The sequence below is a fragment of the Paracoccus sp. T5 genome (assembly GCF_048538155.2).
Lineage (GTDB): Bacteria > Pseudomonadota > Alphaproteobacteria > Rhodobacterales > Rhodobacteraceae > Paracoccus.
In genome coordinates, this window is sequence record NZ_CM135809.1 from 1,523,419 (window position 1) to 1,535,834 (window position 12,416).

Sequence of the window (12,416 nt, forward strand, 5' to 3'; positions counted from 1 at the left end):
TGCTGCGCACGGGCAGGCTGGCCGCCCGTGCGCGATGGTCGGACGGAAGGTCTTAGCCGAACTTGCCCTGATAGACGGGCTCGGTCGTGACGGGGTTGACCATCGGCGCTGCCGGTGCGGTCGGCACGAAGACGTCGGGCTGCTGACGCTGGCAGGCGGCGAAGGCGGACACCAGCACGAGGCCGAGGATGATTTTTTTCGACATGGAATTTCGCTCCTGTGAAGCGGGCGGGGATGCGCCCTGCTGCTCTGATTGCGGCCGGCTTGTTTGGGGGCCGGTCCGCGCGCGATGATAGCCGCGCCCCGGCAGGGCAGACAGGCGGAGGCGTTGGCCGGAGGCAAAGAGCCCCCGCCCTGTGGCGCTGCTGCATCAATCACGATCTTGTGCATCCCCGTCCCCTGTCCCCGCGACTCACAGCGGAATGTTGTCGTGCTTTTTCCACGGGTTCGTCAGCCGCTTGCCGCGCAGGCTGGCGAATGCGCGGGCAACGCGCTTGCGCGTGCTGCGGGGCTGGATCACCTCGTCGATGAAGCCCTTTTCGGCGGCGACGAAAGGGTTGGCAAAGCGATCCTCGTAATCCTTGGTGCGGCTGGCGATCTTGTCGGGCTGGTCCAGTTCGCTGCGGTAAAGGATCTCGACCGCGCCCTTGGCGCCCATGACGGCGATCTCGGCCGTGGGCCAGGCATAGTTGAAATCGCCGCGCAGATGCTTCGACGCCATGACGTCATAGGCCCCGCCATAGGCCTTGCGGGTGATCACCGTGACCTTGGGCACCGTCGCCTCGCCATAGGCAAACAGCAGCTTGGCCCCGTGCTTGATCACGCCGCCATATTCCTGCCCCGTGCCGGGCAGGAAGCCCGGAACATCCACCAGCGTCAGGATCGGGATCTCGAACGCATCGCAGAAGCGCACGAAGCGCGCCGCCTTGCGCGAACTGTCGATGTCCAGGCAGCCCGCCAGCACCATCGGCTGGTTTGCCACCACGCCCACCGTCTGCCCCTCGATCCGGATGAAGCCGATGATGATGTTGCCCGCGAAATCCTTCTGGACCTCATAGAAATCACCCTCGTCCGCGACCTTGGCGATCAGCTCCTTCATGTCATAGGGCTGGTTCGGGTTGTCGGGGATCAGCGTGTCCAGGCTGGGCTCGATCCGGGCCGGGTCGTCGAAGAAGGGCCGCGTGGGCGCCTTCTCGCGGTTGTTCAGCGGCAGAAAGTCGAACAGGCGGCGGATTTCCGACAGCGCCTCCACATCATCCTCGAAGGCGCCGTCGGCGACCGATGATTTCCTGGTATGCGTGCTGGCCCCGCCCAGCTGTTCGGCCGTCACGACCTCGTTGGTGACCGTCTTCACGACGTCCGGGCCGGTGACGAACATGTAGGACGTGTCCTTCACCATGAAGATGAAGTCCGTCATCGCCGGCGAATAGACCGCGCCGCCCGCGCAGGGGCCCATGATGACGCTGATCTGCGGGATGACCCCCGAGGCCATGATGTTGCGCTGGAACACGTCGGCATAGCCCGCAAGGCTGGCCACGCCCTCCTGGATGCGCGCGCCGCCCGAATCGTTCAGCCCGATCACCGGCGCGCCGTTTTGCATGGCCATGTCCATGATCTTGCAGATCTTCTGGGCATGGGTTTCCGACAGCGACCCGCCGAAGACGGTGAAGTCCTGGCTGAAGACATAGACCATCCGCCCGTTGATCGTGCCCCAGCCCGTCACGACGCCGTCGCCATAGGGGCGGTCCTCCTCCATGCCGAAATCGGTGCTGCGATGGGCGACGAACATGTCGAATTCCTCAAAGCTGTCCTCGTCCAGCAGCAGGTCGATGCGTTCGCGGGCGGTCAGCTTGCCGCGCGCGTGCTGGCCATCGATCCGCCGCTGGCCGCCACCAAGCCGGGCCTCGCCGCGCCGCCGTTCAAGCTCTTGCAGAATGTCTTTCATCGCGGGCCCCCTCCAACTGTTCCGGGCAAGGTAGACCGGGATGCAGGTGCAGCAAAGGAAAATTGGGAAAATTTGCAAAGCATGTTGTCCGGCTTCTGCGCAAACTGAAAAGCTGCAAATCCGCTCGGCGCTTTTGGCCCTCTTGACGCGCGGCCTGGGCGCGGGCAATCGGACAGGATGGGATTGCAGATCGATATTCCGGCCGTCCTGGCCAATCATGCGGCGCTGGCGGCCAAGGCCCCCGGCGCCCGGGCCGCCGCGGTCGTCAAGGCCGATGCCTATGGGCTGGGCGCCACCCGCGTGGCTCCGGCGCTTTATGCGGCAGGGGTGCGCGAATTCTTCGTGGCGCTGGCGCATGAGGGGCGCGCCATGCGGGCGCATCTGCCGGAAGATGCGCAGATCAACATCCTGTCCGGGCATATGGAGGGCGAGGATCTGGCCGGCCTGACGCCCGTCCTGAACAGCCCGGCCCAGTTCTTTCGCGATCGCGCCATGCGGCCGGGGGGGCGCTTTGCCATCCAGCTGGACACCGGCATGAACCGCCTGGGGATGGAGGCCGCCGAATGGGCCGCCATCCGGGACGAGGCACTGGCGGCAAGGCCCGCCTTCATCATGTCCCATCTGGCCTGCGCGGACGAACCCGACCACCCGGCCAATGCGGCCCAGTTGGCGGCCTTTCGCGCCATGACCGACGAATGCGGCGTGCCGCGTTCGCTGGCCGCGACGGGGGGCATCCTGCTGGGCCCGGACTACCACTTCGATCTGGTGCGGCCGGGCATCGGCCTCTACGGCGGCTTGCCCTTCGCCCAGGCGCAGCCGGTCGTGCGCCTGTCGCTGCGCGTCATCCAGACCCGCGACGTCAAGGCCGGCGAGATGGTCGGCTATGGCGCCAGCTGGCATGCCAGCCGCGACAGCCGGATCGCCACGGTCGACGCGGGCTATGCCGACGGGGTCCTGCGGGCCCTGTCCTCCAGCGGCGTGTCGCTGTTTGCCGGCGATGCGGCTTGCCCCGTCGTCGGGCGCGTGTCGATGGACCTGATCACGGTGGATGTCACCGACCTGCCGGAGGTGCCGGACGCGCTGGACCTGATCTGTCCGCAGCAGCCGATCGACCGGCTGGCGGATCTGGCCGGCACCATCGGCTACGAGATCCTGACCTCCCTCCGCCAGCGTTACCAGCGGACCTATCTGTGACCCCCATCCGAGCGATCGGACGCCCGGCGCTGCGCCTGACGCGCGGCACGGGTGCGGTTGCGATCTTTGCCGCCCGTGGCCTCGGCGGCCTCAGTCCGTTCCCCGGCAATGCCATCCTGCGCCAGCTGGTCCAGATCGGCTGGCTGTCGCTGCCGGTCGTGGGGCTGACGGCGCTGTTCACCGGGGCGGCGCTGGCGCTGCAGATCCATTCGGGCGGGCAGCGGTTTCAGGCGGGCGACGTGGTGCCCGCGATCGTCGCCATCGGCATGGTGCGCGAACTGGGGCCGGTTCTGGGCGGGCTGATGGTGGCCGCGCGCGTCGCCAGCAGCATCGCGGCCGAGATCGGCACCATGCGCGTCACCGAACAGATCGACGCGCTGGTGACGCTGTCCACCGATCCGGTGCGTTGGCTGGTTACGCCGCGCCTGTGGGCCGCGATCCTGTCGCTGCCGGTGCTGGTCGCGGTGGGCGACATCATCGGGATCATGGGCGGATGGCTGGTCGGCACCCTGTCGCTTGGCTTCAACTCCGCCACCTATATCGCCAACAGCTGGGCCTATCTGGAGGTCTGGGACGTGACCTCGGGCCTGATCAAGGGCGCCGTCTTCGGCCTGATCGTGGCCCTGTCCGGCTGCTGGTTCGGGATGCGGTCGGGTCGCGGTGCGGCAGGCGTTGGCCGCGCGACCACCAGCGCGGTCGTGGCGGCGGCGGTCGGGATCCTGGCCGCGAACTTCGCGCTAACGGGCCTGTTCTTCGAATGATCCAGGTTCGTGGCCTGTCAAAGTCCTTCGGTGCACAGCAGGTTCTGGACGGACTGGACCTGGACGTGCCGCAGGGAGAGAGCCTCTGCGTGATCGGCCAGTCGGGCACAGGCAAGTCGGTCCTGCTGAAATGCATTCTGGGGCTGGAGACGCCCGATGCGGGTCAGGTCCTCTGGCAGGGCCGTCCGCTGCGGGGGGCGGAACGCGCGCGGTTCATGGCGCGCTTCGGGATGCTGTTCCAGGGGGCGGCCCTGTTTGACAGCCTTTCGGTCTGGCAGAACGTGGCCTTCCGCCTGCGCCAGCGGATGGGCGACCGGCCGGCGCGCGCCATTGCGATCGACAAATTGTCCCGCGTGGGCCTGTCCCCCGAGACCGCCGATCTGATGCCGGCCCAGCTGTCGGGCGGCATGGCCAAACGCGTGGGCCTGGCGCGGGCGATCGCCGACGATCCGCAGGTCATCTTCTTCGACGAACCCACGACCGGCCTCGACCCGATCCGGGCGCGCGCCATCAACGCCCTGATCCGCGGCATCGTCACGGAAACCGGGGCGACCGCCATCACCATCACCCATGACATGGATTCGGTCCGTGCCATCGGAGACCGGGTCGCGCTGCTGCAGGGCGGCCGGATCCTGCATGACGGGCCGGTCGCCGCCATGGAGCATGCGCCGGCACTGGCCCAGTTTCTGGGCAGGGACCCGGACGGTTCGGTTCAATTTGTCTGAACTTCATGCAACTTTTACCGCCGCCGCAGGGTTTTGCCGGAAACGGGGGCACAGCTGCCCGCGCCCTTCGCAACATCGCCTTGTGCGAATCCCCACGGCTTGCCACCATAGAAACCGACGCCTGAGCAGGAGAAAGATTTGGGCCTAACCCCGACGCCCCCCGTTGCGACCCCTTCGGCTGAAACCCTGCTGGAATTCCCCGACAACCGGCTGCTGATCGACCTGTGCGGCGCCAATGACCGCCACCTGGCGCGGATCGAGGAAGCGCTTGCCGTGCATATCCTGCGCCGCGGGAACCAGCTTGCCATTGTCGGCGACCCCGAGGCCCAGGCCGAGGCGGCCCAGATCCTCGGCGCCCTTTATGCCCGCCTGGAGCAGCAGCGGCCGGTCAGCCTGCCCGAGATCGAGGCCGCCCTGCGCATGGGCGTGGACCCCGTCGCCGAGATCACCCCGACCGAACAGCTGGAGATGTTCGCACAGGGCAATTACGAGCTGCGCACCCGCAAGAAATCGGTCGAGCCGCGCACCGATGCGCAGAAGGCCTATGTCCGCGCCCTGTTCCAGAATGAACTGGCCTTTGGCATCGGTCCGGCCGGCACCGGCAAGACCTATCTGGCGGTCGCCGTGGGCGTCACGATGCTGATCGGCGGCCAGGTCGACAAGATCATCCTGTCGCGCCCCGCCGTCGAGGCGGGCGAACGCTTGGGCTTCCTTCCCGGCGACATGAAGGAGAAGGTCGATCCTTACATGCAGCCGCTCTATGATGCGCTGAACGACTTCCTGCCCGCCAAGCAGATGCAGAAGCTGGTGGAGGAAAAGCGGATCGAGATCGCGCCCTTGGCCTTCATGCGCGGGCGTACGCTTTCACGGGCTTTCGTGGTGCTGGACGAGGCGCAGAACGCCAGTTCGATGCAGATGAAGATGTTCCTAACACGCTTGGGTGAGGGGTCCCGCATGGTCATCACCGGCGACCGGACGCAGATCGACCTGCCGCGCGGCATGCAGTCGGGCCTGGTCGATGCCGAAAAGATCCTGGCAGGGGTCAAGGGCATCAGCTTCAGCTATTTCACCGCCGATGACGTTGTGCGCCACCCGCTTGTCGCGCGGATCATCAAGGCCTATGACGCCGAGGAAGTCGCGGCGGTTGCCCGCGGGGAAACAGAAGGGCTGCGGGGGCAATATGCACCCCGTCGGCAGATGCGGAACGATGCCTGACCAGATAACTGCCGATTGCGTCATCGAAGACGAGCGATGGGAGGCCGCCGGCCTTGAACAGCTGGCGGCCCGAGCGGTCGAGGCGACGCTGCGCTGGCACCGGATCGGCGGCGAGGTGGTCGTCATGGGCTGCGACGACCTGCGGATCTCGGCGCTGAACGCCGATTTCCGGGGCAAGCCGCGCGCGACGAATGTGCTGTCCTGGCCCTCGGTCGAGCATCTGCCGCACCCGCCCGGTGCGCGCCCGGTCATGCCTGACGAGGACGAGCTGGGCGACATCGCCATCGCCTACGAAACCTGTCTTGCCGAGGCGGCAGAGCAGGGCAAGCCGGTTGCCGATCACGTGACGCACCTGCTGGTTCACGCGACGCTGCACCTGCTGGGCTATGACCACGAAAACGATCCCGATGCCGAATTCATGGAGGCGACGGAGCGCGCCATCCTGCAGGATCTGGGCATTGCCGACCCCTACAGGGAGACAAGCTGATGAGTTCCGAGGCCCGATTACCCGACTACTCCTCCGATCAGGCGCCGCAATCCGGCCCTGACCGAATGTCGGAGGAGGAGCAGGACGCCCCCAGTTCCAGAGGCTTCTTCGGGCGCGTCCTGCATGCGCTGACGGGCGCCGAGGCCGATCCTCCGGCCGAGGTTCAGCGACACGGCCCCGGCAAGCCCGGCCTTCTGAACCTGCGGCGGATGCGGGTCGACGACGTGGCCATTCCCAAGGTCGAGATCATCGCCGCACCGCTGAACATCACCTTGGACGACCTGGTCACGATGTTCCGCGAACACGGCTTTTCGCGGATCCCGGTGTTCCGGGGCACGCTGGACAGCCCGCTTGGCATGATCCACCTGAAGGACCTGGCGCTGAAGCACGGGTTCGGGGCAGGGGGAAAGTTCACCCTGCGCCCCATGCTGCGGCCGCTGCTTTACGTGCCGCCCTCGATGCCCATCGGCGTCCTGCTGCAGCAGATGCAGACCAAGCGCATCCACATGGCGCTGGTGATCGACGAATATGGCGGCGTCGACGGCCTGGTCACGATCGAGGACCTGATCGAGCAGGTGATCGGCGAGATCGAGGACGAGCATGACGAGGATGAAGGCGGTCTTTGGGTCAGGGAAAAGCCCGGCCAATGGCTGATCCAGGCGCGCGCGGGCCTGTCGGATGTCGAACAGGAAACCGGGCTGCGCCTGATGGATGCGGATGAAACCGAGGAGGTCGACACGCTGGGCGGCGTGATCTTCATGCTGGCCGGCCGCGTGCCGCTGCGCGGAGAGGTGATCGCCCACCCCTCTGGCGCCGAGTTCGAGGTGGTGGATGCCGATCCGCGCCGGCTCAAGCGGATCCGGCTGCGCCTGCCAAGCGTCGCGACCCTGACCGGCAGTCGTGCCACACCCCCGGAGCAGAAGCGGGGCGACTGAGGCTCAGTCTTCCTCGAACCGGGCCAGCATCGCGTCGAAGAACCGGGCGCGCAGGTCGGGCGTCTCCATCATCACCTCATGGCGGGCACCGGCAACCTCCAGCAGATGGCCGCCGGGCCAGCGGGCGGCGCGGTCGCGAATGGCGCCGGGCGAGACGACCTTTTCCTCGGAGCCGAGCGACACCAGCATCGGTTGCGGAGGCGATGGAATGCGCGACAGGCGGACACATTCGTTCAGCGCCTTGCCGACCCAATCGAAGCTGGCGCCGCCGATGGTCAGGTCGGGCCAATGCGCGGCCTCGCGCACCATGCGGGCCCATTCATCCGGGTCCTGTGTCAGCAGATTGGCGGAAAAGCTTTCATCGAGGACATAAGTGGTGTCCCCGCCGCCGCTGCCCGGCGCCGCAAACCCGCCGCGTCCGACGCGCCCGGCCAGATACGCGATCCCCAGCGCCACCCCGTGCTGCATCCGACGCAGGTTGATCCCCCACATGGGCGCCGAAAAGACCGCTGTCCGGACCGGCAGACCGGCTTCCAGCGCTGCCAGCCCGATGCAGCCGCCCATGGAATGGGCCAGCAGGTGCCAGGGACGCGGCAGGTCCAGTTCACCGGCCGCCACCACCGTTTCGATCACGTCCTGCTGATAGTCGGAAAATTCGCCGATATGGCCGGGGCGCGGATCGCGCTGCAGCCGGTCCGACAGGCCCTGTCCGCGCCAGTCCACCGCCAACACGTCATAGCCATGCTCCACCAGCAGGCTGGCAATGGGGGCATATTTCTCGACATATTCGGTGCGGCCGGGAAACAGCAGCACGCTGCCGCGGCACGCAATCCTGTCGGTCTGCCAGAAGGCGAGGCGCAGGCGGACCCCATCCTCGGCCCGGACATAGAAGGCACGCGCGGGCGCGCGCGGATCGTCGGGCAGTTGATGGAAGGGCGCCTGCTCCATCAGGTCAGGAGAGCTTCTGCCCCAGCTGCATCGCCACGCCCATCGAGCCGTCGATGGCCAGCTTGCCGGTCATGAAGGCGGTGGCGGGGTTCACGTCGCCGTTCAGGATGCCCTCGAAGGTTTCGCGCGATGCGGTCAGCGTCACCTCGGCCTCTTCGTCGCCGGCGCGCACGCCGGATTCGTCGATCATGATCGCGCCCTCGTCCTTGATCACGAACTTGGCGGTGGATTCGAAGCTGTCGATCTTCTGGCTCAGTTTCTCGACGGCGGCGTTCACGACTTGGCTCATTTTGATCCTCTTGATGCGCTTGGGCTGGCGCCCGACATGCGGGCTGGGTTACACCCTTCATATGAGCCTGGACCGCCCCGTTTTCCAGAATGCCGTCGCGGCACTGCGTCACAGAGTTCTGACGATTTTCCTCATTTTTGCAAGCATCTTGCCGGTGGCCGGTTGGGCCGCGCCACTGGACGATGCCTTTGCCCGTCTGGCCGCCCCGGAGGGCGAGGGCTGGCGGATCGCGGAAAGCGACATCCTGCGGGAATGGTCGCGCTCCGGGTCCCCCGCCATGGACCTGTTGCTGCGCCGGGGCGAGGAGGCGCTGGACATGGGCGACATCCCGACCGCGATCGGGCATCTGAGCGCGCTGACCGACCATGCCCCGGATTTCGCGGCGGGGTTTCAGGCCCGTGCCGCGGCCTTTGCCGCATCGGGCCAGTTCGGCCCCGCGCTGGCCGACCTGGCGCGCGCGCTGGAACTGGAACCGCGGCACTTCGCGGCCCTGACCCAACTGGGCGCCATGCTGGAGGAGATGGGCGAGGATGACCGCGCCCTGACCGCCTATCGCGAGAGCCTGAAGATCCATCCCCACCAGCAGGAAGCAATTGATGGCGTCGCACGTCTGGAACGCAAGCGCATCGGCACCGATATCTAGGCCATGAACATGTCGTCTCGCGGCCGGGTCACCGCCATTCTGGGCCCCACCAACACCGGCAAGACCCATCATGCGATCGAGCGCATGCTGGGCCACCGGACCGGGGTCATCGGCCTGCCGCTGCGCCTTTTGGCGCGCGAGGTCTATGACCGGATCGTCAAGGCGCGCGGCCCCTCGGTCGTGGCGCTGGTCACCGGAGAGGAGCGGATCGTCCCCGACCGGGTCCAGTACTGGGTGGCGACCACCGAGGCGATGCCCGAGATCGGCGCCGATTTCGTCGCCATCGACGAGATCCAGCTCTGCGCCGACCCGGGGCGCGGCCATGTCTTCACCGACCGCCTGCTGAACATGCGCGGATTGCACGAGACGCTGTTCCTGGGCAGCGACACGATGCGCCCGGCCATCGCGGCCCTGGTCCCCGAGGCGCAGTTCATCCGGCGCGAGCGGTTCTCGAACCTGTCCTGGGCCGGGTCGAAAAAGCTGTCGCGGATGCCCGCGCGCAGCGCCATCGTCGGCTTCAGCGTCGATGACGTCTATGCCATGGCCGAACTGCTGCGCCGCCAGAAGGGCGGCTGCGCGGTGGTGATGGGGGCGCTGTCGCCGCGAACGCGCAATGCGCAGGTCGAGATGTACCAGAACGGCGAGGTGGATTACCTGGTCGCCACGGACGCCATCGGCATGGGCCTGAACCTGGACATCCGCCACGTGGCCTTCAGCGCCACGCACAAGTTCGACGGCCGCCGCGTCCGCCCGCTGTTCCCGCACGAGATGGGCCAGATCGCCGGACGGGCCGGGCGGCATACCGAATCCGGCACCTTCGGCGTCACCGGCGAGGCGCAGATCCTGGACGAGGGCCTGATCGACGCGCTGGAGAACCACCGCTTTGCCCCGATCCAGCGGCTGACCTGGCGCAACACGCGATTGGAATTCGGCACGATGGACCGGCTGGTGGAAAGCCTGGAGGCGGGGTCGGGCCACGAACTGCTGGGCCGGGGTCGCGAAGCCGACGACCTGGGCGCGCTGAAGCTGCTGCGCGAGATGCCCGAGATCCGCGACCGCGTGCAGGGCGGCAAGGATGTCCGCCTGCTGTGGGACATCTGTCGGGTGCCTGATTTCAGGGGCATTTCTCACATGGAACATGCCACGCTGCTGGCGCGGCTGTTCGGTTTCCTGCAGGACGGGCACATCCCGGCGGACTGGCTGGACCGCGCGATCAAGCGCATCGACAAGACCCAGGGCGACATCGACGCCATCTCCAAGCGCCTGGCCTTTATCCGCACCTGGACCTATGTCGCGCAAAGAACGGGCTGGGTCGCGGACGAAAAGCATTGGCGCGGGGAAACGCGCGCTGTAGAAGACCGCCTGTCAGACGCGCTGCACGCGGCACTGACCCAACGATTTGTGGATCGGCGCACATCCGTGCTGTTGCGCCGGCTCAAGCAGAAGGAGAGCCTCGTGGCCGAAGTGAACGACAAGGGCGAAGTGACCGTCGAGGGCGAATTCGCCGGCCGTCTGGAGGGTTTCCGCTTTCGCCCCGACCAGACCGCGACCGCGGACGAGGCAAGGATGCTGAACCGCGCCAGCTATGAGGCGCTGAAGCCCGAATTCCACCTGCGCGCGGACCGTTTCTACAACGCGCCCGACACAGAGATGGACTATACCGAGCAGGGCGGCCTGATGTGGGGCAGCCATGCGGTCGGCAAGCTGGTCAAGGGATCCGATCCGCTGCATCCCGGCGTCGAGGTCTTCGTGGACGAGGAGGCGGGCCCCGAGATCGCCGACAAGGTGCGTCGTCGCCTGCAGCATTTCATCGACCGCAAGGTGGCCGCGCTGTTCGAGCCGCTGCTGACGCTGCAGAAGGACGAGGCGCTGACGGGCCTGGCCCGCGGCTTCGCCTTCCGCCTGGTCGAGGCGCTTGGCGTCCTGCCGCGCGACGGCGTGGCGAACGAGGTCAAGGAGCTGGACCAGGAGTCGCGCGGCGCGCTGCGCAAGCACGGTGTGCGGTTCGGCCAGTTCACCATCTTCATGCCGGCGCTGCTGAAGCCCGCGCCGACGCGTCTGCGGCTGGTGCTGTGGTCGCTGGCGCAGGGTCTGGACGAATTCCCGGAAAGCCCCCCGCCGGGCCTGGTGACCATCCCGCATCTGGATGAGGTTCCGGACCAGGTCTATACCCTGTCGGGCTATCGCCCTGCCGGCGAACGCGCGATCCGCATCGACATGCTGGAGCGCCTGGCCGATCTGTTGCGCGCCCAGGACACGCGCGGCGGCTTTGAGGCCAATCCCGACATGCTGTCCATCACCGGGATGACGCTGGAGCAGTTTTCGGGCCTGATGCAGGGCCTGGGCTATGCCGCCGAGAAATCCGAGCGTGCCAAGGTCAAGGCCGTGGAAGTTCCCGTTGTGGCCCCCGCGCCCGAGGGCGAGGGTTCGGTTGCCCCGATGACCGAGGAAGAGTCGGTCCTGGCCGCCGAGACCCGTGCCAAGTGGGAGGCCGAGCAGGCCGAAAAGCGCGCGGCCGAGGCGGCGGATGCGGAGGCTGCCCCCGAGGCAGAGGCTGCCGAGGCGGCCGCACCCGAGATGGAGGTGTTCTACACCTTCAAATGGGCGCCCCGTCCGCGCGGCAACCGCCATCCGCGCGGCGACCGCCCGCAGGGCGATCGCGGCCAAGCCGACCGGCCCCAAGGCGACCGCCCGCAAGGCGAGCGCCGCGGCCCCCGGCGCGATGCCCCGGTCAAGGATGCGGCGCCGGGCGACCGCCCGCGCGGGGATGCCCCGCAGGGAGAGCGTCGGCGTGGGCAGGGCAAGCCGGGCGGCAAGTTCGAAGGCGGCAAGAAGGGCGGCGGCAAGCCATCGCACAACGCGCCCAAGACCTTTACCTCGCGCCCCGAGAAGAAGGCTGATCCCGACAGCCCCTTCGCGATCCTTGCTGCGCTGAAGGACAAGACCTGACGTGACCGAAGCGGCCGAAGGGCTGCGGCTGGACAAGTGGCTGTTCTACGCGCGGATCTTCAAGACGCGCGGCCTGGCTGCCGACCGCATCGAGGGCGGCGGCATCCGGGTGAACGGACAGCCCTGCCGCAAGCCGGGGCGGGCGGTGCGGCCGGGGGACCGGCTGACGGTTTCGGCCCATGGCCGGGTGCGCAGCCTGACGGTGACCGGGCTGACCGATCGTCGCGGCCCGGCGCCGGAGGCGCAGCAGCTGTATCTGGAAGACCGCGACGGGTTGATTGATCCGACCGAAGCGACTAGTTGACACCGCGAACACCAGGACAAG

The 12,416-nt window shown here is 67.4% G+C and carries 13 protein-coding genes; 9 read left to right on the forward strand and 4 right to left on the reverse strand.

Annotated features, from left to right (window positions below; translation table 11 throughout):
* Positions 1-52: 52 nt before the first annotated feature.
* Positions 53-205: a hypothetical protein gene (locus ACNR9W_RS07515; RefSeq protein ID WP_419268235.1), complete on the reverse strand. Its 153-nt coding sequence runs from the start codon at positions 203-205 to the stop codon at positions 53-55.
* Positions 206-412: 207 nt separating this feature from the next.
* On the reverse strand, positions 413-1,945 hold the full coding sequence (locus tag ACNR9W_RS07520; protein ID WP_419268236.1) for an acyl-CoA carboxylase subunit beta: 1,533 nt from the start codon (positions 1,943-1,945) through the stop codon (positions 413-415).
* 177 nt (positions 1,946-2,122) lie between these two features.
* Between ACNR9W_RS07520 and alr the strand changes: the two genes are divergently transcribed.
* The 6 genes from alr to ACNR9W_RS07550 all read left to right on the forward strand — a co-directional run bounded on the left by alr (position 2,123) and on the right by ACNR9W_RS07550 (position 7,262).
* Positions 2,123-3,139, forward strand: coding sequence for an alanine racemase (alr, locus tag ACNR9W_RS07525; RefSeq protein ID WP_419268237.1), 1,017 nt, complete (start codon positions 2,123-2,125; stop codon positions 3,137-3,139).
* Entirely contained in the window at positions 3,136-3,900 is a 765-nt protein-coding gene (locus ACNR9W_RS07530; RefSeq protein ID WP_419268238.1) for an MlaE family ABC transporter permease, read from the forward strand. Before alr ends, ACNR9W_RS07530 begins: the two co-directional genes overlap by 4 nt.
* Complete coding sequence (locus tag ACNR9W_RS07535; RefSeq protein WP_419268239.1) at positions 3,897-4,625, forward strand: ABC transporter ATP-binding protein; 729 nt, start codon at positions 3,897-3,899, stop codon at positions 4,623-4,625. The genes ACNR9W_RS07530 and ACNR9W_RS07535 overlap by 4 nt, the downstream gene beginning before the upstream one ends.
* Before the next feature lie 138 nt (positions 4,626-4,763).
* Positions 4,764-5,840 (forward strand): PhoH family protein, encoded by a 1,077-nt coding sequence (locus tag ACNR9W_RS07540; protein WP_111298876.1) that lies wholly within the window; start codon positions 4,764-4,766, stop codon positions 5,838-5,840.
* Complete coding sequence (gene ybeY, locus ACNR9W_RS07545) at positions 5,833-6,327, forward strand: rRNA maturation RNase YbeY (RefSeq protein ID WP_419268240.1); 495 nt, start codon at positions 5,833-5,835, stop codon at positions 6,325-6,327. Before ACNR9W_RS07540 ends, ybeY begins: the two co-directional genes overlap by 8 nt.
* Positions 6,327-7,262, forward strand: coding sequence for a CBS domain-containing protein (locus ACNR9W_RS07550; RefSeq protein ID WP_419268241.1), 936 nt, complete (start codon positions 6,327-6,329; stop codon positions 7,260-7,262). The genes ybeY and ACNR9W_RS07550 overlap by 1 nt, the downstream gene beginning before the upstream one ends.
* Before the next feature lie 3 nt (positions 7,263-7,265).
* Here ACNR9W_RS07550 and ACNR9W_RS07555 read toward each other — a convergent pair whose 3' ends face one another.
* Together ACNR9W_RS07555 and ACNR9W_RS07560 are read right to left on the reverse strand one after the other, a co-directional pair.
* A complete protein-coding gene (locus tag ACNR9W_RS07555; RefSeq protein ID WP_419268242.1) occupies positions 7,266-8,210 on the reverse strand; it encodes an alpha/beta fold hydrolase in 945 nt (314 codons plus the stop codon).
* A 4-nt stretch (positions 8,211-8,214) separates the two neighbouring features.
* Complete coding sequence (locus tag ACNR9W_RS07560) at positions 8,215-8,499, reverse strand: SCP2 sterol-binding domain-containing protein (protein WP_419268243.1); 285 nt, start codon at positions 8,497-8,499, stop codon at positions 8,215-8,217.
* A gap of 154 nt (positions 8,500-8,653) precedes the next feature.
* On the opposite strand from ACNR9W_RS07560, the gene ACNR9W_RS07565 reads away from it, so the two are divergent.
* Genes ACNR9W_RS07565 through ACNR9W_RS07575 form a run of 3 tightly spaced genes read left to right on the forward strand, consistent with a single transcriptional unit; the run spans position 8,654 to position 12,395 of the window.
* Positions 8,654-9,142 (forward strand): tetratricopeptide repeat protein, encoded by a 489-nt coding sequence (locus ACNR9W_RS07565; RefSeq protein ID WP_419268244.1) that lies wholly within the window; start codon positions 8,654-8,656, stop codon positions 9,140-9,142.
* A 9-nt stretch (positions 9,143-9,151) separates the two neighbouring features.
* The gene (locus ACNR9W_RS07570) at positions 9,152-12,091 is read left to right on the forward strand and encodes a helicase-related protein (protein ID WP_419268356.1); all 2,940 of its coding nucleotides are present in this window, start codon (positions 9,152-9,154) and stop codon (positions 12,089-12,091) included.
* Position 12,092: 1 nt separating this feature from the next.
* Positions 12,093-12,395, forward strand: a complete 303-nt coding sequence (locus ACNR9W_RS07575; RefSeq protein ID WP_419268245.1) for an RNA-binding S4 domain-containing protein — start codon at positions 12,093-12,095, stop codon at positions 12,393-12,395.
* Positions 12,396-12,416: the final 21 nt, after the last annotated feature.